The following is a 23,669-nucleotide window of genomic DNA, read 5'->3' on the forward strand; positions in this document are numbered from 1 at the left end:
GAGCGATGAAGATCCAGTTGAAATTTTTTGCGAGTGTGCGCGAGGCGCTGGGCGTCGCGGACGAAACGGTCACGCTGCCGGACGGCATCGCGACAGTCGGCGACGTGCGCGGCTGGCTGCGTACGCGCGGCGGTGTGTGGGCCGAGACGCTGGCGGAAGGCCGCGCGCTGCGCATGGCCTGCAATCACGTGATGACGGATCCGCGCACGCGTATCACCGAGGGCTGCGAAGTGGCGTTTTTCCCGCCGGTGACGGGCGGCTGAGCGCCACAGGAGACTCACGATGCCCGTGCGCGTACAAACGGAAGATTTCGACCTCACTAGCGAGGTGGCGCAGCTGCGCGCGCGCAATCCGGCGATCGGCGCGGTGGCCTGCTTCGTCGGCACGGTGCGCGATCTGAACGACGGCAGCACGATCGCCTCGCTCGAACTCGAGCACTACCCGGGCATGACCGAGAAGGCGCTGGAGGCGATCGTCGGGCAGGCGCAGCGGCGCTGGGCGGGCATCGAGGTGCTGATCGTGCACAGGGTGGGCAAGCTCGCGCCGCTCGACCAGATCGTGCTGGTCGCGACCACCTCGAAGCATCGCGGCGACGCGTTCGCGTCCTGCGAGTTCGTCATGGACTACCTCAAGACCGAGGCGCCGTTCTGGAAGAAGGAAGAGACGGAGCAGGGCGCGCGCTGGGTCGATGCCCGCGAGAGTGACGACACGGCGCTGGCGCGCTGGGGCGTGGCCTCGGGGAATGCTTCGCGGGAATCCAGCTAGTGTTCGACCACCGGAGTGAAGCGACGGATTTAACTCACCCGCGCCCTGTCTAACGCAACTAACCGCCTATTCCGGCCTTTCGCTTGAAGCAGATGCACTCACTCTGCCGGCGTGCTCTCGTCGACATCCATCTGGCGGCCAACGAAACGGGCCGGAAACCGCTCGCCGGTCGGGCGCGTGGGCAAGTCATGGCCGTGCCCGGCGGGGCGCCTGCGCGGCGCTACGCGATCGAGAAGCGCCTGTTGCTCAGGCGGAATCGTGTAATCCCAGCCAAAGCGGCTCAGTTGCAGGCTTTGTGCAATACGCAACGCGGGTTCCATGAACTGCACGGCCGCAGCGGGCTCGTAGCGAGCCTGAACCGTATCGAGGAAAAGATAGAGCCAGCGGCTGAAATGCCGCGGCTCGACGCCGGGCACCGGATCGTGCGCCTGCTGCACATTGCCGCGGTAGTTTTTGGTGCCGAGCACGAGGCTCGACCAGAAGCGGCACATCTTGGGCAGATGTTCGTCCCAGCGCCCGGCGAGCGCGCCGTCGAACACCGGGCCGAGCATGGCGTCGTCGCGCACGCGGTCGTAGAACGCGTAGACCAGTTCACGGATGTTCTCTTCAGTCGGCTGGGCGTGCAGCGCGGCAGCGGGGCGGGTGTCGGGGCGAGTCATTTGGGGCCTGGGTGATACCTGGAGTGCCTGGAGTGTAGTCGGCGGCGAGGCGCCGGCCCGATGCAGCAATGGGCCGCATGCAAGCTGCCAGGCACTGCGAAGCGTCCGTCGAAGTGACAATCATACCCAGTCCGGGCAAAACCTGCATGCTACCTGCATGTTATTGTATGGGTTTCTGTCACCCGCACCACCTCTGTCATTGCGACCGCCATGAGACTGACCGACTACACCGACTATTCGTTGCGCGTGATGCTGTATCTCGCGCTGCGTCGCGACAGCCTGGCCACGATCCAGGAGATTTCGGACGCCTACGGCGTGTCGAAGAATCATCTGATGAAAGTCGTGCAGCGCCTTGGCGAGCTTGGCTGGGTCGACACCGTTCGCGGGCGTAATGGGGGCTTGCGGCTCGCGCCGGCTTCGCTCGATCTGAGCGTTGGCGCGGTGGTCCGTGAGACTGAGAGCGACTTCTCGCTCGTCGGCTGCTTTCCGGATGAGCATGGCGACCGGCGTAGCTGCGTCATCGAGCCGCAGTGCCGGCTCAAGCACGCACTGGCCGCGGCGCGCGATGCGTTTCTCGCGGAACTCGACCGCCATACCATCGGCGAGCTGGCGCAGCCGGCAGGCGAACTGACCGGGCTGCTTGGCCTCGCGCCGATCCAGTTCATGCCGCGCGCGCAGGCGGCTCGACCCGCGCCTTCGCGCGAGCATTGAAGGGCGCGTCAGCGTCACCTCTTCGTTTTTTCTTCTCTTTTGTGCCGCGGCGCGCTGCCTCGCGCGGCTGCGGCCGCCTCGCAAGCTTTCCCCGTTTTCTCGCGCCTCGGCAGGAATTGACGACGGACGCTGCCCGCGCCTGAATCCAAAAAATCGGAAAAAATGACGCCAGAGCGCTTGAAACCGGCGCGTCCCCCCTCAAATTTGGTGACAGTCTAGAAATCTGGAGGTCTCGCATCAAATGAGAATCGACAAACTCACCACCAAGTTCCAGGAAGCCATCGCCGACGCGCAAAGCCTCGCGGTGGGCCACGATAACCAGTACATCGAACCCGTTCACCTGCTGGCTGCGCTCGTCGCGCAGCAGGACGGCTCCGCGCGCTCGCTCATGTCGCGGGCGGGCGTGCAGGTCCAGGCGCTGCAGAACACGCTGAACGACGCCATCAATCGCTTGCCGCAGGTGCGGGGCACCGACGGCAACGTGCAGATCGGCCGCGAGCTCACGGGTCTGCTCAATCAGGCCGACAAGGAAGCGCAGAAGCTCAACGACACCTACATCGCGAGCGAGATGTTCCTGCTCGCCGTTTCCGAGGACAAGGGCGAAGCGGGTCGTCTCGCGCGCCAGCACGGCCTGACGCGCAAGGCGCTCGAAGCCGCGATCGTCGCGGTGCGCGGCGGCGCGCAGGTGCACAGCCAGGACGCCGAGAGCCAGCGTGAAGCGCTCAAGAAGTACACCGTCGACCTGACCGAGCGCGCGCGCTCGGGCAAGCTCGACCCCGTGATCGGCCGCGACGACGAAATCCGCCGCTCGATCCAGATCCTGCAACGCCGCACCAAGAACAATCCGGTGCTGATCGGCGAACCCGGCGTGGGTAAGACGGCCATCGTCGAAGGCCTCGCGCAGCGCATCGTCAACGGCGAAGTGCCCGAGACGCTCAAGGGCAAGCGGGTGCTTTCGCTCGACATGGCCGCACTGCTCGCGGGCGCGAAATATCGCGGCGAGTTCGAGGAGCGCCTGAAGGCCGTGCTCAACGACATCGCCAAGGACGAAGGCCAGACCATCGTCTTCATCGACGAAATTCACACGATGGTCGGCGCGGGCAAGGCCGAAGGCGCGATGGACGCGGGCAACATGCTCAAGCCGGCGCTTTCGCGCGGCGAGCTGCACTGCATCGGCGCGACGACGCTCGACGAATATCGCAAGTACATCGAAAAGGACGCCGCGCTCGAACGCCGCTTCCAGAAGGTGCTCGTCGATGAACCGTCGGTCGAGGCGACCATCGCGATCCTGCGCGGCCTGAAGGAGAAGTACGAGCTGCACCACGGCGTGGAAATCACCGATCCGGCGATCGTCGCGGCGGCGGAGCTTTCTCATCGCTATATCACCGACCGTTTCCTGCCGGACAAGGCCATCGACCTGATCGACGAAGCGGCTTCGAAGATCAAAATGGAAATCGATTCGAAGCCCGAAGCCATGGACAAGCTCGATCGCCGCTTGATCCAGTTGAAGATCGAGCGCGAGGCCGTCAAGAAGGAGAAGGACGAAGCGTCGCAAAAGCGTCTGCAGCTGATCGAGGAAGAGATCGATCGCCTGAGCCTCGAATATAAGGACCTCGAAGAGATCTGGACCACCGAGAAGGCCGCGGTGCAGGGCGGCGCGCAGATCAAGGAAGAGATCGACCGCGTGCGCGCGGAGCTCAATCGCTTCCAGCGCGAAGGCAAGCTCGAGAAGGTTGCGGAACTGCAGTACGGCAAGTTGCCGGAACTCGAAGCGCAGCTCAAGCAGGTGACGCTAGCCGAGGCGAACGAGCAGAACAACCCCACGCGTTTGCGCTTGCTGCGCACGCTCGTGGGCGCCGAGGAAATCGCGGAAGTCGTGTCGCGTTCGACCGGCATTCCCGTTTCGCGCATGATGCAGGGCGAGCGCGAAAAGCTGCTGCAGATCGAAGAGAAGCTGCACGAGCGCGTGGTGGGCCAGGACGAGGCCATCACCGCCGTTGCCGATGCGATTCGCCGCTCGCGCGCCGGTCTCTCGGACCCGAACCGGCCGTACGGCTCGTTCCTGTTCCTCGGGCCGACGGGTGTGGGCAAGACCGAACTGTGCAAGGCGCTGGCGGGCTTCCTGTTCGATTCGGAAGATCACCTCATCCGCATCGACATGAGCGAGTTCATGGAGAAACACAGCGTGGCGCGTTTGATCGGCGCGCCGCCGGGATACGTGGGCTACGAAGAGGGCGGCTATCTGACCGAGGCCGTGCGTCGCAAGCCGTATAGCGTGATTCTGCTCGACGAAGTCGAAAAGGCGCACCCGGACGTGTTCAATGTGCTGCTGCAGGTGCTCGACGACGGCCGCATGACCGATGGCCAGGGCCGCACCGTCGACTTCAAGAACACCGTGATCGTGATGACGTCGAACCTCGGTTCGCACCTGATTCAGGCGATGGCGGGCGAGCCGCAGGAAGCGGTGAAGGACGCCGTGTGGAACGAAGTGAAGCAGCAGTTCCGCCCCGAGTTCCTGAACCGGATCGACGAGGTCGTGGTGTTCCATGCACTCGATCGCTCGAATATCGAGTCGATTGCGAAGATCCAGCTGCAGCGTCTGCGCGAGCGTCTGGAGAAGCTCGACATGGAACTCATGGTGTCGGACGAGGCGCTGGGCCAGATCGCCAAGGTCGGTTACGACCCGCTGTTCGGTGCACGGCCGCTCAAGCGCGCGATTCAGCAGGAGATCGAGAACCCGGTCGCCAAGCTGATCCTCGCGGGCAAGTTCGGACCGAAGGATGTGATTCCGGTCGGCGTGCACGACGGCAAGTTCGTGTTCGAGCGCGTGGTGCACTAAGGCGAGCAGCAAGCCTCGGCTGAGACGCATGCCGGCAGGCGCGCGCTGAGCCGAAACGAAAAGGGCAGCGGAGTGATCCGCTGCCCTTTTTTCATTCCCGCAACGAAGCGCTTATGCCTGCTTGTTGCCGCCGCCGAACAGCGACGCCAGTCCGCCAAGCGTGCCGAGCACACTCTCGGTGTTGATCTGGCCGCCTTGCGGCACTTCGCCAGTCGGCGTGCCCGCGTTGACCACGTGCGGCAGCACCTGGGCGAGCAGGCCGCTCACCTGGTCGGGCTGCATGCCGACCTTCTGGGCGAGACCCGAAACGACATCCGAGCCGAGCACGTTGTGCAGTTGATCCGCCGAAACAGGCTGGTTCTCGCCGTTGCCGACCCACGACTGCACGATGTCGCCGAGGCCGCCTTGCTGGAACTTCTCGATAAGGCCGTTCAGCCCGCCGGGCTGGTTGTTGACGAACTCCATCGCCGCGGCGAGGAGCTGGGCCTGGCCGCCGCCTTGCTGTTGCGACTGCGAACCGAGCAGGGAACCGAGGGTATCTAGCAGACTCATGACGATCTCTCTGAGTGATGGCCGCGACGGGAGACGCGGCCGGTAAATCGGACGGCGCACGCGAAGGCGGCGCCGCGTTTTCGAGGTCCGGTGCCCGGCTTGCGCGCGCCGGACGATGGCGGCAATCAGGCGCCGGAAGCGGCCGCGGCGGAAGCGGCCTTGTCCTTCTTCGACTTCCTGGGCTTTTTCGCCTTCGTATCGGATGCGGTGGCCGGCGCAGCCGCAGCGGAGCCCGCTTCGGGCGCGCTTGCAGCCGCGGCTGCCTTGTCCTTCTTGCTCTTGTGCTTCGACTTGCCCGCGGCCGTCTCCGAGGCGGCTTGCGCCGTGGTCGCGGCCGCCGGCGTCTGCGCCGTCATCGGATTGGCCGTGGTCGCAGCGGGCGCGGCGCTCGTGGCAGCGGCGCTCTTGCCGCTCTTCGCGCTAGCCGTCTTGCCCGCCGGCGGCGCCGAGGAGCCGTTGATCGTGAGCCCTGCCGCCTCGAGGTTTTGCACCGACTTCGGGCCAATGCCCTTGACGCGGCTCGCGAGGTCGTCGGCGTCCTTGAACGGGCCGTTCTTCGTGCGTTCGTCGATGATCGCCTTGGCGTGGACGGGGCCGATGCCCTTGACCGATTCGAGCGCGGTTTCGTCGGCGGTGTTCACTTCCACGGCTGCGGCGAGCACGGCGGACAGCGACAGGCCGATGGCGAGGAACAGCATCAGCAGCTTCTTGAGCATGGCAATCACTCCATTGAGGGCATTTCAGTTAGCCGGGAACGGACGACGCATCCAGCGGAGGGGGCTGCGGTACAAGAATAGGCCAGATGGCATATCCGTGGATCGCGAGCGCTCGATTTATACCGGTCGATGTGTGGCAAGTAAATCGCGCCGCACAATATTTAATACTTCTGTGCAATCTGGCGACGCGAAACGCGGGGTTGTCGGCGCAATCCGGCTCAAACGCGATGAGGCCCGACGATGGCGAGCTTCGCCATGCGCCGGTAGAGCGTCGCGCGCGAGATGCCTAGCGCCTGCGCGGCGGCGTTTGGACGCCAGCGGTGCGCCGTGAGCGCCGCGACGATGCGTGCGCGCTCGTCTTCGTCGGAGAGCGGCGACGTTGGCGGAATGCCGGCTGGGCGGCCGGACGCAGCGGGCGCAGCGAGTTCCGGCAGGCGCGCCGCGAGGTCGGCGCTCAGGTGCCGCGCTTCGACCAGCACGGTGTCGCATACGGCGCATGCGTAGCGCATCGCATTGCGCAGCTGCCGCAGGTTGCCGGGCCACGCGAACGCCGCGAGCCGCACCGCGAGCGTGGCGTCGAGCGCGAGCGGGCGGCCAGCGGCCTGCGCTTCTTCCGCGAAGACCGTGTCGATGAGCATCGCGATGTCGCGCCGCTCGCGCAGCGGCGGCAGCGTGAGCACCGCGCCGCTCAAGCGATAGTAGAGATCGTCGCGGAATGCACCCGCGCTGGCCATCTGCGCGAGGTCCCGGTGCGTTGCGCAGACTACGTCGATGTCGACGCGCACCGGCGTTTCGCACCCGAGCGGCAGGACTTCGCCCTCGGCCAGCACGCGTAACAGGCGGGTCTGCAGCGCGAGCGGCATGTCGCCGATCTCGTCGAGAAAGAGCGTGCCGCCGTCGGCCATTGCGATCTTGCCGCGCGCGCCGTGGCGGCGCGCGCCCGTGAACGCGCCCGGCGCATAGCCGAACAGTTCGCTCTCGATCAGCGACTCGGGCAGCGCCCCGCAATTCACTGCGATGAACGGGCGATTGCGTCGCGCGCTGGCGTCGTGAATGGCGCGTGCGAATACTTCCTTGCCGGCGCCGGTTTCGCCGAGCAGCAGGATCGGCAGGCGCTTGCCCGCCACACGCTGCGCGATGCGCGCGTTTTCGGCCACGCGCGCGTCGGCGCTGCGCAGGAAGGGGCCGAGCGCGCTGCGATCGTATCCGTGCGCGTCGGCGGCGTCGCGCCGCAGCGGCATGGCGCCATGCGCCGCGCTGCCGCCGCTGTGGCCGCTCCGTACGCTGTGTCCGCCGTAACCGTTCGCCCCGAGCGGCGCGCGAATGCGCGCATACAGCATCGAGCCGTTCGCGCGCAGGCGCAGCGCCGCGATGGTTTCGATGCGCCCGATGTCGCGCAACTGCACGTGCGACGAATCGAAGATCTCGTCGATATGACGCGGGCCGTCCAGGCACGGCATGCATTCGCGCGCGCGCCGGTTCGCGGCGACCACGTTGCCGTTCTCGTCGAAGGCGATCAGCAACTCGGGCTGCGCTTCCACGTAATTGCGATTCTGGTGACCGAAGAGTATCCAGCACGACGCGAGACGATGCAGGAAATAGCCGTCTTCGATCAGCGTGGCGCTCTGACGCACGAGCTGGTTGACGATGCGCTGGCTCTCGCGATTGTCGGGCGACTGCACGGCTGAAGCATCGAGTACGCCGATCAGCTCGCCGCCCGGCGCGAAGATCGGCGCGGCGCTGCACGTGAGCGTGGTGAACGCGGCTCGGAAATGGTCGGTCTTGTGCACCGTGATGGGCGCGAGATCGGTGAGCACGTTCGCGATGCCGCAGGTGCCTTCCTCGCTCTCGGACCAGCACGAGCCGATATAGAGCCCCGCGTGCTTGAAGTCGTTGCGGCGCTCGCGGTCGAGGCGGTAGTCGATGGTCACGCCGTGCGCGTCGGTCAGCATCACGCAGTAATCGGCTTCGCGCACCATGTCGTGCAGCCGCGTGAGGCATTGGCCCGAGGCGCGCAGAAAGGACTCCTCGCGATCGCGGATCTCGCGCAGCTCGGCGGCGCTCAGCACGCGCGGGCCGATCACGGAACCGGGGTCCAGCTGATAGCGCTCGAACGAGCGCTGCCACGACGAGACGAGGCGCGGCGAATCGGACGGCGCGGGCAGCCGGCCTTCGACGGCGCCACGCACGCGCTCGGCGTGCCGGGTAGACGCAAGGGCGTAGGGCATGAGCGATTCCAGACGGTGGCGCGCGGTGAGCGTCGGGATAACGTCGGGTTACGTCGGACCGGAAAGCGTTCGGCGGGAGTCTTTTGTAGCACATCCTTTGCGCGCGATCACACCGCAGCGCAGCATGCGAGACGGCTGAGACGAACGTCTCAGCGGCTCGTGTCTCGCATTTCGGTGCGGCGGATGGGAGCGTTCAGTCGCCGCTCAGGCAGGCCACGCGGGGCTGTGCGCGTTTTCCTTCATGCGGACGGCTGACCGTGCGACCGGTGCGTCGCTCATGCGAGACGACGGGTGAGACGCCGCGCGCGACGCAGAGCGTGCCGGCGCCACGGCGTGCATTTGCCGCGCAACCCCGCCACGCGGCCTTCTGCGCGGACGCGACGCTTCGTCGACGTCATTGGCATGACGCTTGCAGAGTCTGCTGGCAAAAGCGGCGCACGGCCATTTACGGTGCGACGCCAACAGGAGACAAGACCCGTGACGACGCCCGTGACCGTAGGCGTGATCGCGAACCCCGCATCGGGTCGCGACATCCGCCGTCTCACTTCCCATGCATCCGTCTTTCCCACGGCCGAGAAGGCGAACATGGTCGTGCGCCTGCTCGCAGGCCTGGGCGCGCTCGGCGTGGCGCGCGTGCTCACCTTGCGCGACAACACCGGCGTGGCCGCGCTGCTCCTGCGCGCGATCGAGACGCACGCGGCCATTGCTGCGCACGAGCCCTGGCCCGAGGTCGTGTTCGTCGATCTGCCGGTGAGCGAAAGTGTTGCCGATACGCACGCCGGCGTCGCTCACATGGTGCGCGAGGAGGTGGCGCTGATCGCGGTGCTGGGCGGCGACGGCACCCATCGCGCCGTCGCGGCGCATTGCTGCGCGACGCCGCTGCTCGCGCTCTCTACCGGCACCAACAACGCCTTTCCCGAACTGCGCGAGGCCACCGTGGCGGGCCTCGCTGGCGCGCTCGTCGCGACCGGCGCGGTGCCGGCCGAGTCGGCGCTCTCGCGCAACAAGCGGCTCGTCGCGCGCTGCGTAGAAGGGCCGTCGCGCGGGCGCGAGGAAATCGCGCTGGTCGACATTTGTGTGGCGCGTCAGCCGTTCATCGGTGCGCGTGCGATTTCGGAAAGTTCGGATATCGAATCACTTTTTCTGACCTTTGCGCCGCCCGACGGTATCGGTCTCTCGTCGATCGGCGGGGCATGGGCGCCGGTCGGGCGCGACGCGGCACACGGCCTGCATATGACGTTCGCTCAGGCGGGCGCGCCTGAGGGCAGCGGCGCGGGCGTGCCGTTGCTCGCGCCGATCGCGCCGGGCCGGGTCGAGCGTCTGACGATGCGCACCTGCCAGCGCCTCGAAGTCGGCGTGGCGCTGCCGCTCGAAGCGGACCACGGCACGCTCGCGTTCGACGGCGAGAGAGAGATCGAACCGGCGCGCGGCGACCGCTATGAAGTGACGCTCGACTGGCACGGTCCGCTGACGGTCGATGTCGCGCGCACGCTGCGTTACGCGGCGTCGCATCAGTTGTTGCGCGAGGCCGCCGCGCGCGCGTAGCGATCTGGCTTGCTTCCTCCACGCTTAACCGAAACAAGGAGACATTGGCATGGACACACCCTTGAAAGGCCAGGTCGCGATCGTGACCGGCGGCGCGCGCGGCATCGGCCGCGGCATTGCGCTCACGCTCGCGCAGGCCGGCGCGGACGTGCTGCTCGCGGATCTGCTCGAAGCACCACTTGCCGCGACTGCGGATGAGATACGGGCTCTGGGCAGACGCGCCGCCTTCGCCAAGGTCGACGTCACCCAGGCCGTCCAGCTCGAAGGGATGGTCTCGCAGGCGCTCTCGGAATTCGGTGGCCTCGATATTCTCGTGAACTGCGCCGGTGTGATTTCCATTAGTCCGGTATCCGAATTAACGGAGCGGGACTGGGACTTCGTAATGGGCGTCAACGCGAAAGGCGTGTTCCTCGGCTGCAAGGCCGCATTGCCGCATTTCCGTACGCAAAAGCGCGGGCGGATCATCAACGTCGCGTCGATCGCGGGCAAGGAAGGGTTCCCGAATCTCGCGCACTACAGCGCCTCGAAATTCGCGGTGGTCGGCTTCACCAACGCGCTCGCCAAGGAAGTCGCGCGCGAGGGCATCACCGTGAATGCGATTTGCCCTGGCATCGTGCGCACGTATATGTGGGACCGGCTCTCCGACGAATGGAAGACCGAAGGCGAGAGCGTCGAAGAGTCCTGGCAGCGCCATCAACTCACGCTGATCCCGCAGGGGCGCGCGCAAACGCCTGAGGACATGGGGCGGCTCGCCCTGTTCTTCGCGACGATGGACAACGTCACGGGCCAGTCGGTGAACGTCGACGGCGGCTTCACTTTTCATTAGGAGCAGTGGCATTCCCCGCAGCGGGCTTTATCCAGAGCGGTACAGCGTCATACACCCAGGAGACAACCATGTCAGTTCAGTTGAACAAGGAGCAGTTGCTCACCGCGTATCGCTCGATGCGCACGATTCGCGAGTTCGAGGAACGGTTGCACGTCGAGTTCGCGACCGGCGATATACCGGGTTTCGTGCACCTGTACGCGGGCGAGGAGGCCTCCGCGGTCGGCACGATGAGCCATCTGAGCGATGCCGACTACGTCGCCACCACGCACCGCGGCCACGGCCACTGCATCGCCAAGGGCGTGGACGTGCGCGAGATGATGGCCGAGATCTATGGCCGGGCCACGGGTTCGTGCCGTGGCAAGGGCGGCTCGATGCATATCGCCGACCTGTCGAAAGGCATGCTGGGCGCGAACGGCATCGTGGGCGCGGGTGGTCCGCTTACGTGTGGGGCCGCGCTCGCCGCCAAACAGAAGAAGACGGGCGGCGTGGGCGTGTGCTTCTTCGGTGACGGCGCGTCGAACCAGGGGGTGATCTTCGAGTCGATGAATCTCGCCTCCGTGTGGCGCTTGCCGGTGATCTTCGTCGCGGAAAACAACGGCTACGCCGAGGCGACGTCGTCCACATGGTCGGTCGCGGCCGACAACATCGCCGACCGCGCGAACGGCTTCGGCATGCCGGGCGTGATCGTCGACGGCTTCGACTTTTTCGCCGTGCACGAGGCGCTGGGCGAAGCCATTGCACGCGCACGCAGCGGCGGTGGCCCGACGCTCGTGGAGATGAAACTCTCGCGCTATTTCGGCCACTTCGAAGGCGACGCGCAAACCTACCGCGCCCCTGGCGAGGTGCAGAAGCTGCGCGAAGAAAAGGACTGTCTGAAGCGCTTCGAGGAGCGCGTGGTGCGCGCCGAACTCGCGAGCAGCGACGATCTGCGCAAGGTGGACGCCGAAGTGATGCAGCTGATCGACGATGCCGTGACGCAGGCCAAGGCCGCGCCGCTGCCGCCGGCCGAGGCGCTGCTCACGGACGTGTACGTGTCGTACCCTTAAGCGCTGCGCACTCAGGTCATCAGGATTCCAGATCAAGGAGACGGAAATGGCACGGAAAATCACCTATTCGCAGGCTATCAACGAAGCGCTTGCCCAGGAAATGGGCCGCGACGAGAGCGTGATCGTGATGGGCGAGGACAACGCGGGCGGCGCGGGCGCGCCTGGCGAGCAGGACGCGTGGGGCGGCGTGCTCGGCGTGACGAAGGGCCTTTACGGCAAGTTCCCCGGGCGCGTGCTCGATACGCCGCTCTCGGAAGGCGGCTTTATCGGCACGGCAGTGGGCGCCGCGGCGTGCGGCATGCGGCCGGTCGCGGAGCTGATGTTCATCGATTTCATGGGCGTGTGCTTCGACCAGATCTTCAACCAGGCGGCGAAGTTCCGCTACATGTTCGGCGGCAAGGCGGTCACGCCGGTCGTGATTCGCACCATGTACGGCGCAGGCTTGCGCGCGGCCGCGCAGCACTCGCAGATGCTCACCTCGCTCTTCACGCATATTCCGGGGCTGAAGGTCGTGTGCCCGGCCACGCCCTATGACGCCAAGGGCCTCATGATCGAGGCGATTCGCGACAACGACCCCGTGATCTTCTGCGAGCACAAGCTGCTCTACACGATGGAAGGCGACGTTCCGGAGGAATCCTATTCGATTCCGTTCGGCGAGGCCAACATCGTGCGCGATGGCGACGACGTCACGATCGTCACGTATGGACGCATGGTGCACTACGCGCTCGATGCGGCGCAGAAGCTCGCGAAAGACGGCATCGAGGCGGACGTGATCGACCTGCGCACGACCTCGCCGCTCGACGAGGAAACGATCCTCGAAAGCGCGCGCCGCACGGGCCGGGTCGTGGTCGTGGACGAAGCCAATCCGCGCTGTTCGATCGCGACCGATATTGCCGCACTCGTTGGCCAGAAGGCGTTCAAGGAACTGAAGGCCCCGGTCGGCATGGTCACCGCACCGCATACGCCGGTGCCGTTCGCGGCATCGCTCGAAGACCTCTACATCCCGTCGGCGGAGAAGATCGCCGAAGCCGCACGCGCAGCAAGGAGCTGAAGTCATGCCGATTCACATGATCACGATGCCCAAATGGGGCCTGTCGATGGAGCAGGGCCAGGTGAATGACTGGCTCAAGTCGCCCGGCGACAAGGTCACCAAGGGCGATGAGTTGCTCGACGTGGAGTCCGACAAGATCGCGTCGGGCGTGGAGTGCGCGTTCGAGGGCGTGTTGCGGCGGCAGATCGCGCAGGAGGGCGACACGCTGCCGGTGGGCGCGCTGTTGGGCGTGGTCGCCGATGCCGAAGCGGCCGACGCGGATATCGATGCCGCGGTGGCCGAGTTTCAGCGCGACTTCGTGCCTGCGCAGGCGGGCGACGCCGACGCGGGACCGCAGCCGGAAAAGTCGCAGATTGGCGGCAGGACCGTGCGCTACCTGAAGCAGGGCGAAGGCGAGGGCGTGCCTGTCGTGCTGATCCACGGCTTCGGCGGCGATCTCAACAACTGGCTCTTCAACCACACTGATCTCGCGGCAGAGCGCACCGTCTGGGCGCTCGATCTGCCGGGTCACGGCGAGTCGGGCAAGGCGCTCGAGAGCGGCAGCCTCGACGAGCTTGCGCAAAGCGTGATCGCGTTCCTCGACGCGCAGAAGATCGACCGTGCGCATCTCGTCGGGCACTCGCTGGGCGGTGCGGTGGCCATGGCGGTGGCCGAACAGGCGCCCGGGCGCGTGGCTTCCCTTGCGCTGATCTCGAGTGCGGGGCTTGGCAGCGAGATCGATGGAGCATATATCGAGGGCTTCGTCGCGGCGGGCAATCGCAATGCGCTCAAGCCGCACGTGACGAAGCTGTTCGCCGATCCCGCGCTGGTCACGCGCCAGCTCGTCGAGGACCTCGTGAAGTACAAGCGGCTCGAAGGCGTGCAGGCCGCGCTCGGCAAGATCGCGGGGCAGGCGTTCGAAGCCGGCGCGCAGCGGCGCGTGTTCCGCGAGCGTGTAGCATCGCTCGCGCCGCGCGCGCTCGTGATCTGGGGCGAAGCTGACCAGATCATTCCGGCGCGCCATGCGCAGGGGTTGCCGTCGCAGGTGCGCGTGGAGGTGATTGCGGGCAAGGGGCACATGGTGCAGATGGAGGCGGCGCAGGAGGTCAATCGCCTGCTCAAGGCCTTTTTCGACGAAGGAGCCTGAGCATGGAGGCCGCCACGTCCCGAACGCCCCATTCGTCGAGTACGGCGCTGGGTCAGGAAGGCCTGCGCAGCCGCGAGAAGCTCGCGCGCATTCCGGTGAAGATCGTGCCGCCAACCGGCGCCGACGCGGTCTTGCCGAAGCCGCCCTGGCTGCGCGCGCGTCCGCTCATGAGCGAGACCGTAGCGGGCGTGGCGGCTGTACTGCGCGAGCATCGGCTTCATTCGGTGTGCGAAGAAGCGATGTGCCCGAACATCGGCGAATGCTTTGCCCAGCGCACCGCGACCTTCATGATCATGGGCGGCCTTTGCACGCGACGCTGTCCGTTCTGCGATGTCGCTCACGGGCGCCCCGCGCCGCTCGACGAGGACGAGCCCGCGCACCTTGCGGCAGCGGTCGCGGCGCTGGGCTTGCGTCACGTCGTCATCACCTCGGTCGATCGCGACGACTTGCGCGACGGCGGCGCGACGCACTTCGCGCGTTGCATCGCGCAGGTGCGCGAGCGCGTGCCGGGGATCGGCGTCGAGGTGCTGACGCCCGACTTCCGCGGCCGTATCGCGCGCGCGCTCGAGGCGCTTTCGCACGCATGGCCCGACGTGTTCAATCACAACATCGAGACCGTGCCCTCGCTGTATCGCGCGGCGCGGCCGGGCGCGGACTATCGCGGCTCGCTCGACCTGCTTGCGCGCGCGAAAGCGGCCAACGGCGCGCTCGTCACGAAGTCGGGGCTGATGGTGGGTCTGGGCGAAACCGATGAGGAGTTGCTCGCGACGATGCGCGACTTGCGCGAGCATCGCGTAGAAGTGCTGACGATCGGGCAATATCTCGCGCCGTCGCGGTTTCATCTGCCGGTGAAGCGCTACATGCATCCCGACGCATTCGCCGCGTTGCACGCGGCGGGGCTGGCAATGGGATTTAGCGAAGTCGTGGCCGGGCCGCTGGTCCGCTCGTCGTATCACGCGGCGCAGACCGTGGAGGCGGCGCGGCAGGCCGATGCGGGGTGATCTGCGTTTGCAACTAACCGCCTAACGTCTCCGTTGCCAACGGGCTAGGCACTTTCCCGCGCAAACCGCGTGCTCACCCGTGAGAGATAAAACAGGAGCCCAGCACCGGCAATCAGGAGGCTCGCCATGTTGGCGAGCCAGAACCCGCGCGCGCCCGTCGCCCAGGCGGGCATCGTGCCGGTCACGTCGAAGCCGAGCGCGTAGCCGCCGCCCAGCCCCACGCCCCAGAGCGCGAGCGCATAGATGATGGTCGGCACGACCGCGACCTTGTAGGCGCGTAACGCGAAGGCCGTGGTGATCTGCAGGGCGTCGAACACGTGATAGCAGGTGACGATGGCGACGAGCGGCATGGCCGCGACCGCCACGGCAGGGTCCGGCGTATAGCCGCCGATGATGAGCGGCCGCAGCACGAACACAATCGCGCCGTAGCAGCAGGCAATTGCCACGGCTGTCGCCACGCCGTGCCGCGCGAGCGTGCGCGCTTCGGCCGGGCGATTGCCGCCCAGCGCCTGGGCGACGAGCGTCGAGGTTGCCACGCCGATCGAAAGCGGCGTCATGTAGAGCACGGCACCGATGTTGCCGGCGATCTGATGTCCGGCGAGCGTGGTCGTGCTCATCCGTGCGATGAAGATCGCCATGAACGTGTACGACGTCACTTCGATGAGGTACGAAAGCCCCATTGGAATGCCGAGCTTGAGCAGTTCGGCCTGGCGTTTCCACTCGGGCCAGCAGAAGTGCCTGAAGATTTCGAACGGCGCGAACACGTCCACACGCGTGAGCGCGACGGCCGCGCACAAGGCGAGCGCCCAGTTGATCGAGGTGCTTGCGAGCGCGCAGCCCGGGCCGCCGAGCGCCGGCACGCCGAGACCGCCGAAGATGAGCCACGTGTTGAGCGGCACCTTGAGCACGAGCGCGCCGACCTGCAGGAACATCACGAGGCGCGGGCGCCCCACGGCATTGGCGAGCGAGCTGTAGATGCGAAAGGCCAGTGCCGCGGGCAGCCCGAACGATAGCAGCCGCAGATAGCCGACGGTGCGCTCGCGCAGCGCCTCGGGCGCGTGCGCGAGGTCGAGCAGCGGGCCGGGAAAGTAGAGGATCGCGAAGCCGATCATCATCAGCACGAGCGCGAGCCAGAACGCCTGGCGCACTTCGAGGCCGATTTCCGTGTCCTTGCGCGCGCCATAGAGCTGCGCCGCAACGGGCTGCAGCGCGCTGAGAATGCCCGTGAGGGCGATATACACCGAAATGTAGATCGACGAACCCAGTCCGAGCGCGGCGAGATCGAGCGCCGAGTAGCGGCCGACCATCGCGGTGTCGATCACGCCGAACGCGATGATCGCGAGCTGCCCGATCAGCACCGGCCACGCGAGCGCGGCGATGCGCCGGACGTCGCCCGCGAACGTCGTCGTCACCGCGGCCTCAGTCCGGACGCTTGCGCCAGACATGTTTCTTGAGCGGCGGCGTCGGACGGTCGATGCGCACGTACAGGCGGAAGCGCTCGTCGCGGTCGGCGGCGCGGCGGCCTTCCCACACGAGCTTCCATACGTAGTCCGGCATCGAACTGGGCTCGCCGTAGTCCTGCGTGTCCTGGCGCAGGATCACGTCGCAGTCCTCGTTGAACGCAAAGTGCATCCTGCCGAAGTACGCGAAGGTGGCGATCTGCGCGTCGCCGAGGCGCACGGGCGAGATGCACTGATAGTCGGCGGGCAGGTGCGCGGCGATCTGCTCGGCCACGTCCTTGTAGGTCCGGCTGTAGTTGACGACCGGCAGCCACAGCGTCATGAGCAGCACCCACATGAGCGTGGTGCCGCCGCTCGAGAGTACGACGCTGCGCCACAGCACCTTCGGATGGCGCGCCACGCGCCAGCGCACGAGCACCATCCAGCATACGGTGACGGCCATCGCGCACACGAACGAAAGAATCTTGAACTGCGGTACGAAACCGGGCGCGAGGCGCGCGAGGTTGCGCGCGAGCGGCGCCGGGAAACCGGTCATGCCCGCGAGCCACACGAGCCACACGAAGGTGCTGAGAATCGTGAAACTCAGCACCGCGAACCAGTCGATCGCGTTGATCGCGCCGCGCTTGAGCGTGGGCAGCGCGAACGTCGCGAGCACCGCCAGCGCGGGCAGCACGAGCATGAAGAGCCGGTTCGATTCGTGGCTCTGCACGACCACGAGGATGAGCAGCGGCACGATCACCGACAGCGGAATCGCGATGTGCGGCTTGCGGCGCAGTCCGGCCCAGCTCACGAAGGCCCAGATCGCGAGTGGCCACGCGGGCCAGGTGAAGAGCGGCAGGTTCTTGGCGGCGTAGCGCAGCACGTAGCCAGGCGGGCCGGCGAAAGCGTTGACGTTGGTGTGCGCCCACTGGTTGAGGAACCAGACGGCGTCGTCGGGATACAGGTGCAGCGCCAGCAGCGGCCATGAGGCCGAGACCACGAGCGCCACGGGCAGGCCCGCTACGAGCAGCCAGCGCGAGCGCGTTTCGGGGGCGATGGCGAGCATGGCGAGCGTGCCGATGAGGAGCGCGCCGACGAGCACGGGGCCGCTCGACAGCATCACGATGCCGAGCGCGAGGCCCCACCAGAGGGCGCCCTGGACCGGCTTGTCGATGGCGCGCACGACGCCGTACAGCAGCATGGCGATGCCCACGAACTGCATGAGCTGCGGCGTGGTTTCGTGGCCGCGCTCGGCGAGGCCGAAGCAGCCCAGCAGAACGAGCAGGGCGCCGTCGCCGAGGGTGCGGCCGTAGTCGCGCGGCTCGGGTTCGCCGCCGAATGCGTACTTGAACGGCTGCACTTCGGGGCGGCGGCCGAGCAGATACGCGCTGTACCAGACGAACGCGCATGCGAGACAGAACAGCACGCCCGTGGCGATGCGCGACGCGTTGCTGGCGTCGACCCACGGCGCGAAGACACGGATGCAGGCGGCGCCCAGCCAGTAGCCGAGCGGACCGTTTTCGGTCACGTACTTGCCGACGAGATTGGGCAGCAGCCAGTCGTGCGAGGTGCCGCCCGCCATCGTCCACATCACGCCGAAGCCAGCCGCATCCTCGTTCTTCCACGGGTCGCGGCCAAAGAGGCCGAACGCCGCGAAGACGATACAGATGGTCAGCAACAGCCAGCGCGGCAGGGCGCTGGTGGCGGAGGCGGTCAGTCGAATGGCTGGCTTCATGCAGTACGAAGGGAGACGGATAAACCGGGCGTGTTCGAGCGGGTGGCTCACACACGGAGGTCAAGCGGGCATGCGCGACAGACGGGACACCCGGCAGTGCGCCGCGGAGCAATCCGGCATTCTAGCCGGGCCGGCGACCGCGCGTCACGGCGTTAGCCGCGGGTTAATCCACGGAAACATCCGAAAAGGGACGGTAAGTCGCACCCGCCTCGCCGCCCGGACGGCGCAACGGTGGCGCAGGCAACAAAAAAGGGCAGCGTATGCTGCCCTTTTTGTGCACGTTCAATGCGGGACCGGCCAGAAGCCGGCGCGGCGAGGTGCTTACTTGCCGGCCTTGCCCGAGGCGCGTGCGCCGAACTTCTTGTTGAACTTCTCGACACGGCCTGCCGTGTCCATGATCTTTTGCGTGCCCGTGTAGAACGGATGCGATTCCGACGACACTTCGATCTTGGCGAGCGGGTAGGTCTTGCCGTTGAATTCGGCGGTTTCGCGCGTCTGGATGGTCGAGCGGGTCACGAACCTGAAGTCGTTCGAAACGTCGATGAACAGGACTTCGCGGTAGTTCGGGTGAATGCCTTCTTTCATGGTTATTCCTTAAATCTGGCGGTAGCCAACCCGCGTGCCTGCAACACCATGTTGCCGACTTTGCTCGCGCGAGCCACTTACCAAAGGGTCGAAAAACCGCGATTATGCCAGATAATCAGCCGGTTGGCGAATTTTTGAGGCTCCCGCGCGGCAGGTTTTCAGGCCGGCTGGCCGGCCAGTGCGCCCACGCGCGCCGGGTCCTGGCGGTAATAGCGCGCGAGCAGTCGGTAAAGCTCGGGATATTCCGCCTCGAACGCCTTCGGCTTGACGAAAAGCGCCTCGCTGCACACCGCGAAGAACTCCGAGGGGTGGTCGGTGGCATAGGGATCGATCAGCGAGTCGCGCTCGAAGCGCGCCCAGCGGCGCTCCGGCACGGCGTCTACCTTGTCGCAGAACTGGTCGTAGGCGTTGTCGAACACGTCGGCCCAGGCCTGCGCGTCGAGCGGGGCGTGCCAGCGCCGAAAGAGGGGCGGATGCCCGTCGGCCTCGCCGTTGAGCATATCGATCTTGTGCGCGAACTCGTGGATTACGACGTTGTACGCGTCGCTGCCATCGGTCATCTGCGCGTCTTCCCACGAGAGGATCACGGGGCCGCCTTCCCACGCCTCGCCGCTCGCATCGTGCTCCACCTCGTGGACCACGCCGTCCTCGTCCTCGACGGTCTTGCGGATCACGAATTCGCCCGGATACACGACCACGCCTACCCAGCCCTTGTAGAGGTCGAGCGAAAGGTTGAGCACCGGCAACGACGCCTGCGCGGCGATCGCCACGGTCATCGGGGCGGTCAGCTCGAGATCGTGCGCCGTGGAGAACTCCTTTTGCGCGATGAAAAGGCTCGTCAGCTCGCGCAGGCGCACGAGGTCGGCGGCGTCGAGATGCTTGAGAAAGGGCAAGCCCGCGAGCGTGGCCAGCCAAAGCGCGTCGTCGATCGCGTAGGTGCGCAGCGCCTTGTCGCGGCGGCGCGCGTCGAACCAGTGAGAGAGTTTCGAAAGCATCGCTGGGTGCGGTTTCCCGTGCGTCTGGATGGGGTTCAGTCGATCTGCTTTTGCCACGCGGCGAAGATCCCGCCGCACACCGCCACGCCGATCAGGAAGTAAAACCCGTCGAGCGAACTCAGAAAGCTCGCCTGCTGCGCGACCATGCGGCTCACCTGCGCGAGGGCGAGTCCGTGCGCTTCGCTCGCGGACCGGCCCATCAGCTTGAACGAATGCGTCAGCGCGGCGTAGGTGCTCTGGAACGCCGGGTTGAACGGATTCACGAACTCGGCGAGCCGCGTCTGGTGCAGCGCGAGCCGGTGCTGCTCGACGATGATAACCGTGGCCGTGGCGAACGATATCGTCAACTGCCGGACGATGTTTTTCAAGCGGTAACCGTGCGTGAATTCTTCGATCGCGAAGATGCGGAACGTGAGATTGGCGACGGGCAGCACGATGAAGAGCAGCAGCAGGCCACGCAGCAGCAGCGGCGGGATGAGCCAGGCTTCGCTTGCCTGCGGCGTGAGCCGTGTCATCCAGAACGAGATGAACGCCGAGAGCACGAAGCCGGGCACGATGATCCACTTCTTGTGCGTAATGAGCTTCGCGTAGCGGAAATAGAAAAAGAGCGCGCCTGCCGAGATGAGCGACGTGATGCCGGTGAGGCGGCCGGCGTTTTCGACGGGGTAGTTGAAACCGCCTTCGAGCAGCCGCGAGACCAGGTAGCTGAGCGCCGTGCTCAGGTAGTAATAGACCATGTAGAGCAGCAGGCCCACCTGGAACGGCTTCTCGCGCAGCGCGTGCAGGCGCATGAGCGGCTTGGGATGATGCCACTGGTGCCAGCCGAACCAGGCGAGCGCCGTGATCCCGACGAGCGTGAGCAGAATGATTCCCGGCGACGCGCTGAACAGTTCGAAGCGCACCTGCTGCATGGCGATTTGCAGCGCGCCCTGCGCAAACGCGAAGATGATGTACGGCCAGAAGTGTGCTTCGCCGCGCTCCTCGGGCAGCAAGTGGCCCGTATCGGGCAGTGCGAGCAGGGCCAGCACGGCATAGAGGACGCCCGCGGGCGCGGAAAACGCGAACAGGGCGCGCCAGTCGAAATGCGCGACGAGCTGGCCGCCCACGAGCGGCGCCAGCGCGCTGGAGAGCACGATGAGAATGAGGAACGCGCGCGTCGCGACCGGACGCTGCTGCGGCGTGAAGCTGATCTGGATGAGGATGCGGCAGGTGCCCATCATCGGGCCGATGAAGTAGCCCTGGAAGCCGCGCGCGAACGCAAGCTCGATCGACGATTCGCACAGTGCCGCCGCGATCGCGCCGACGGCATAGAGCAGCAGGCCGCTACCCACGTAGCGGCGGTAGCCCATGCGCTCCACCCACCATTGCTGCTGCAGGATGCCCAGAACGGCGCACACGGCGTAGGCGCTCGACGACCAGACGAGTTCGTCGGGCGACGCGTTGATGCCGCCCGCGATATGGCTCGTGAAGAACGAGAAGATTGCGTTGTCGTAGTAGTCGAGCCCGGTCGCGAGGGCGAGCACCCACGGGAAAAAATCGCCGCGCAGGCGCGCCGCGCTGAAGATCGGCTCGCGGGGCTGGGCCGTGCTCATGCCGATTCGTCGTCCTCGCGTGCCTTGCCCGCAGGCTCTGCCGGCTTGCCCGCCATGCCCGCCTTGCGGCGCCGCGTGGCGGCGAGGCGCTGCTCGATCAGCTGATCGGACGGTTCTCCCGCGAGGCGCCGCTGCAGGTAGTCGAGGTCGTCGGCAAGCTCCGCGCGCACCGTCTGCGCTTCCTTCAACTCGCGGCGCACGGCCGCGATGCGCGTGTCGAGCGTCTCGATCTGCTGCGCGAGCGCGTCGGCGATCTGCTGGAGCGACTCCTGCGAATAGCGCCGGCGGCCTTCGCCGACCTGCTCGAGCGGCCGCTTGAGCATTTCGGTGATGCCGTGCAGCGAGAAGCCGAGCGCGCGCAGTCGCAGGATGCGCGAAAACTGCTCGAGGTCGTGCTCGTCGTAGAGCCGGTAGCGGCCTTCGCTGCGGGAGGGGCTGACGAGCCCACGCTCTTCGTAATACTTGAGCGTGCGCGGCGTGACATTCAGGCGCTCGGCGGCGTCGCGCACCGTGAGCAGCGCCGGGGAATCCTTGGGCATAGGGAACTCTTTTTTCGCCGTCGGGCGATCAAGGCATGCGGCGCATTATAGTTCGACGTGAACGTTCACGTACAGGTTGTGGCGCGCAACGATCCGCTGCCGGAAAAGAAAAACGCCCGCGAAGTCGCGGGCGTTTTGCGGTGATTCGAGCGGGCGAGGGCTTTAGCCGCCGCGGCGCATCATGTCGAAGAACTCGGAGTTGTTCTTCGTCTGGCGAATCTTGTCGAGCAGGAATTCCATCGCTTCGACTTCGTCCATGTCGTGGATGAACTTGCGCAGCACCCAGATCTTCTGGAGGATGTCCGGCTTGATCAGCAGCTCTTCGCGGCGCGTGCCCGACTTGTTCAGGTTGATCGACGGGTAGACGCGCTTTTCCGCGAGACGGCGCTCGAGGTGCACTTCCATGTTGCCGGTGCCCTTGAACTCTTCGTAGATCACGTCGTCCATGCGGCTGCCGGTTTCGATCAGCGCCGTGCCGATGATGGTGAGCGAGCCGCCTTCTTCGATATTGCGTGCGGCGCCGAAGAAGCGCTTCGGACGTTGCAGCGCGTTGGCGTCCACACCGCCCGTGAGCACCTTGCCCGATGCGGGCACAACGGTGTTGTAGGCGCGCGCGAGACGCGTGATCGAGTCGAGCAGAATCACGACGTCGTGCTTCATTTCGACGAGTCGCTTGGCCTTCTCGATCACCATTTCGGCGACCTGCACGTGACGCGCAGCCGGTTCGTCGAAGGTCGAGGCGATCACTTCGCCTGCCACCGAACGCTGCATTTCGGTCACTTCTTCAGGGCGCTCGTCGATCAGCAGCACGAACAGGACCACGTCGGGGTGGTTCTGCTTGATGGCGTGCGCGATGTGCTGGAGCATCACGGTCTTGCCGGACTTGGGCGAAGCGACCAGCAGGCCGCGCTGACCCTTGCCGATGGGCGCGATCATGTCGATGATGCGGCCCGTCACGTTCTCCTCACCGCGCATTTCGCGCTCGAGCAGCAGCACCTTGTTCGGGTGCAGCGGCGTGAGGTTCTCGAACATGATCTTGTGCTTCGAGGCCTCCGGCGGCTGGCCGTTGACCTTGTCCACCTTCACGAGCGCGAAGTAGCGTTCGCCGTCCTTCGGCGTGCGCACTTCACCTTCGATCGTGTCGCCGGTGTGCAGGTTGAAGCGGCGGATCTGCGACGGGCTGATATAGATATCGTCCGTGCTGGCGAGATACGAGGTTTCTGGCGAGCGCAGGAAGCCGAAGCCGTCGGGGAGCACTTCGAGCGTGCCGTCACCGAAGATCGTTTCGCCCGTCTTGGCGCGCTTTTTGAGGATCGCGAACATGAGTTCCTGCTTGCGCAGGCGGTTCGCATTTTCGATCTCGAGGCCATTGGCCATCTCGATCAATTCGGACACGTGCAGAGACTTGAGCTCGGAAAGATGCATACGGAGAACCCGTCGGGGAGGAGTGCGACGAAAAGGATGGGGGAAAAGAAGCGAGCGGAACCGCTCAAGGACTTTTGGTTGAAACTTTGCTTCAAGCTTGCTTGAAACTTTTATAAGGGCGCCGGTAGACGCTTTATGAATTCTAGCATAGCACACGCCAGAAACCGTCGGTGACGACCGACTGCAAGTTTCGGCGTGTTTTATGGTGCGTGTTGTCGCGTGACAACACGCACCTTTGCATGGCTCATCCCTTGCTGGCCGGGCGATGCGCCCGGGCGGGGAGGGGCGGCCAGC

General features: G+C 66.0%; 21 protein-coding genes. 10 read left to right on the top strand and 11 right to left on the bottom strand.

The window, feature by feature from the left end; all coding sequences use genetic code 11:
* Positions 1–5 precede the first annotated feature (5 nt).
* Together moaD and A3CW_RS0118635 are read left to right on the top strand one after the other, a co-directional pair.
* On the top strand, positions 6–263 hold the full coding sequence (gene moaD / locus A3CW_RS0118630; RefSeq protein ID WP_028204917.1) for a molybdopterin converting factor subunit 1: 258 nt from the start codon (positions 6–8) through the stop codon (positions 261–263).
* Between the two features lie 19 nt (positions 264–282).
* Positions 283–765 (top strand): molybdenum cofactor biosynthesis protein MoaE, encoded by a 483-nt coding sequence (locus A3CW_RS0118635; protein WP_028204918.1) that lies wholly within the window; start codon positions 283–285, stop codon positions 763–765.
* 98 nt (positions 766–863) lie between these two features.
* On the opposite strand, the gene A3CW_RS0118640 is transcribed toward A3CW_RS0118635, so the two are convergent.
* A complete protein-coding gene (locus tag A3CW_RS0118640; RefSeq protein WP_028204919.1) occupies positions 864–1,424 on the bottom strand; it encodes a group III truncated hemoglobin in 561 nt (186 codons plus the stop codon).
* Positions 1,425–1,634: 210 nt separating this feature from the next.
* Between A3CW_RS0118640 and A3CW_RS0118645 the strand changes: the two genes are divergently transcribed.
* Together A3CW_RS0118645 and clpB are read left to right on the top strand one after the other, a co-directional pair.
* The gene (locus A3CW_RS0118645; protein WP_028204920.1) at positions 1,635–2,135 is read left to right on the top strand and encodes an Rrf2 family transcriptional regulator; all 501 of its coding nucleotides are present in this window, start codon (positions 1,635–1,637) and stop codon (positions 2,133–2,135) included.
* 241 nt (positions 2,136–2,376) lie between these two features.
* Complete coding sequence (gene clpB / locus A3CW_RS0118650) at positions 2,377–4,974, top strand: ATP-dependent chaperone ClpB (RefSeq protein WP_028204921.1); 2,598 nt, start codon at positions 2,377–2,379, stop codon at positions 4,972–4,974.
* Between the two features lie 111 nt (positions 4,975–5,085).
* Here clpB and A3CW_RS0118655 read toward each other — a convergent pair whose 3' ends face one another.
* The 3 genes from A3CW_RS0118655 to A3CW_RS0118665 all read right to left on the bottom strand — a co-directional run bounded on the left by A3CW_RS0118655 (position 5,086) and on the right by A3CW_RS0118665 (position 8,470).
* The gene (locus A3CW_RS0118655) at positions 5,086–5,526 is read right to left on the bottom strand and encodes a YidB family protein (RefSeq protein WP_028204922.1); all 441 of its coding nucleotides are present in this window, start codon (positions 5,524–5,526) and stop codon (positions 5,086–5,088) included.
* Positions 5,527–5,651: 125 nt separating this feature from the next.
* Complete coding sequence (locus A3CW_RS0118660) at positions 5,652–6,242, bottom strand: ComEA family DNA-binding protein (protein ID WP_028204923.1); 591 nt, start codon at positions 6,240–6,242, stop codon at positions 5,652–5,654.
* Between the two features lie 218 nt (positions 6,243–6,460).
* On the bottom strand, positions 6,461–8,470 hold the full coding sequence (locus tag A3CW_RS0118665; RefSeq protein WP_028204924.1) for a sigma-54-dependent Fis family transcriptional regulator: 2,010 nt from the start codon (positions 8,468–8,470) through the stop codon (positions 6,461–6,463).
* A 477-nt stretch (positions 8,471–8,947) separates the two neighbouring features.
* Here A3CW_RS0118665 and A3CW_RS0118670 point away from each other — a divergent pair, with 477 nt between their 5' ends.
* The 6 genes from A3CW_RS0118670 (at position 8,948) to lipA (ending at position 15,065) form a co-directional block, all read left to right on the top strand.
* Entirely contained in the window at positions 8,948–10,015 is a 1,068-nt protein-coding gene (locus tag A3CW_RS0118670) for an ATP-NAD kinase family protein (RefSeq protein WP_028204925.1), read from the top strand.
* Between the two features lie 49 nt (positions 10,016–10,064).
* Positions 10,065–10,841 (top strand): SDR family NAD(P)-dependent oxidoreductase, encoded by a 777-nt coding sequence (locus A3CW_RS0118675; RefSeq protein WP_028204926.1) that lies wholly within the window; start codon positions 10,065–10,067, stop codon positions 10,839–10,841.
* A gap of 68 nt (positions 10,842–10,909) precedes the next feature.
* Positions 10,910–11,887, top strand: a complete 978-nt coding sequence (locus A3CW_RS0118680; RefSeq protein WP_028204927.1) for a thiamine pyrophosphate-dependent dehydrogenase E1 component subunit alpha — start codon at positions 10,910–10,912, stop codon at positions 11,885–11,887.
* A 46-nt stretch (positions 11,888–11,933) separates the two neighbouring features.
* The gene (locus A3CW_RS0118685; protein WP_028204928.1) at positions 11,934–12,938 is read left to right on the top strand and encodes an alpha-ketoacid dehydrogenase subunit beta; all 1,005 of its coding nucleotides are present in this window, start codon (positions 11,934–11,936) and stop codon (positions 12,936–12,938) included.
* Positions 12,939–12,942: 4 nt separating this feature from the next.
* On the top strand, positions 12,943–14,064 hold the full coding sequence (locus tag A3CW_RS0118690) for an acetoin dehydrogenase dihydrolipoyllysine-residue acetyltransferase subunit (protein WP_028204929.1): 1,122 nt from the start codon (positions 12,943–12,945) through the stop codon (positions 14,062–14,064).
* A 2-nt stretch (positions 14,065–14,066) separates the two neighbouring features.
* On the top strand, positions 14,067–15,065 hold the full coding sequence (lipA, locus tag A3CW_RS0118695; RefSeq protein WP_028204930.1) for a lipoyl synthase: 999 nt from the start codon (positions 14,067–14,069) through the stop codon (positions 15,063–15,065).
* A gap of 44 nt (positions 15,066–15,109) precedes the next feature.
* On the opposite strand, the gene A3CW_RS0118700 is transcribed toward lipA, so the two are convergent.
* From A3CW_RS0118700 to rho, 7 genes are all read right to left on the bottom strand, one after another.
* Positions 15,110–16,477: an MATE family efflux transporter gene (locus tag A3CW_RS0118700; protein ID WP_028204931.1), complete on the bottom strand. Its 1,368-nt coding sequence runs from the start codon at positions 16,475–16,477 to the stop codon at positions 15,110–15,112.
* Between the two features lie 7 nt (positions 16,478–16,484).
* Positions 16,485–18,239 carry an ArnT family glycosyltransferase gene (locus A3CW_RS0118705; protein ID WP_028204932.1) on the bottom strand — a complete coding sequence of 585 codons (1,755 nt, stop codon included), beginning with the start codon at positions 18,237–18,239 and terminating at the stop codon, positions 16,485–16,487.
* Positions 18,240–18,560: 321 nt separating this feature from the next.
* Entirely contained in the window at positions 18,561–18,824 is a 264-nt protein-coding gene (locus A3CW_RS0118710) for a type B 50S ribosomal protein L31 (protein ID WP_028204933.1), read from the bottom strand.
* Between the two features lie 158 nt (positions 18,825–18,982).
* Positions 18,983–19,819 carry a M90 family metallopeptidase gene (locus tag A3CW_RS0118715; protein WP_028204934.1) on the bottom strand — a complete coding sequence of 279 codons (837 nt, stop codon included), beginning with the start codon at positions 19,817–19,819 and terminating at the stop codon, positions 18,983–18,985.
* A gap of 35 nt (positions 19,820–19,854) precedes the next feature.
* Positions 19,855–21,411 carry an MFS transporter gene (locus A3CW_RS0118720; protein WP_028204935.1) on the bottom strand — a complete coding sequence of 519 codons (1,557 nt, stop codon included), beginning with the start codon at positions 21,409–21,411 and terminating at the stop codon, positions 19,855–19,857.
* A complete protein-coding gene (locus A3CW_RS0118725; RefSeq protein ID WP_028204936.1) occupies positions 21,408–21,950 on the bottom strand; it encodes a MerR family transcriptional regulator in 543 nt (180 codons plus the stop codon). Before A3CW_RS0118725 ends, A3CW_RS0118720 begins: the two co-directional genes overlap by 4 nt.
* Positions 21,951–22,112: 162 nt before the next feature.
* Positions 22,113–23,375 carry a transcription termination factor Rho gene (gene rho, locus A3CW_RS0118735; RefSeq protein WP_027818379.1) on the bottom strand — a complete coding sequence of 421 codons (1,263 nt, stop codon included), beginning with the start codon at positions 23,373–23,375 and terminating at the stop codon, positions 22,113–22,115.
* Between the last annotated feature and the right edge of the window lie 294 nt (positions 23,376–23,669).

This window comes from Paraburkholderia nodosa DSM 21604 (genome assembly GCF_000519185.1).
In the GTDB taxonomy this organism is placed as follows: domain Bacteria; phylum Pseudomonadota; class Gammaproteobacteria; order Burkholderiales; family Burkholderiaceae; genus Paraburkholderia; species Paraburkholderia nodosa.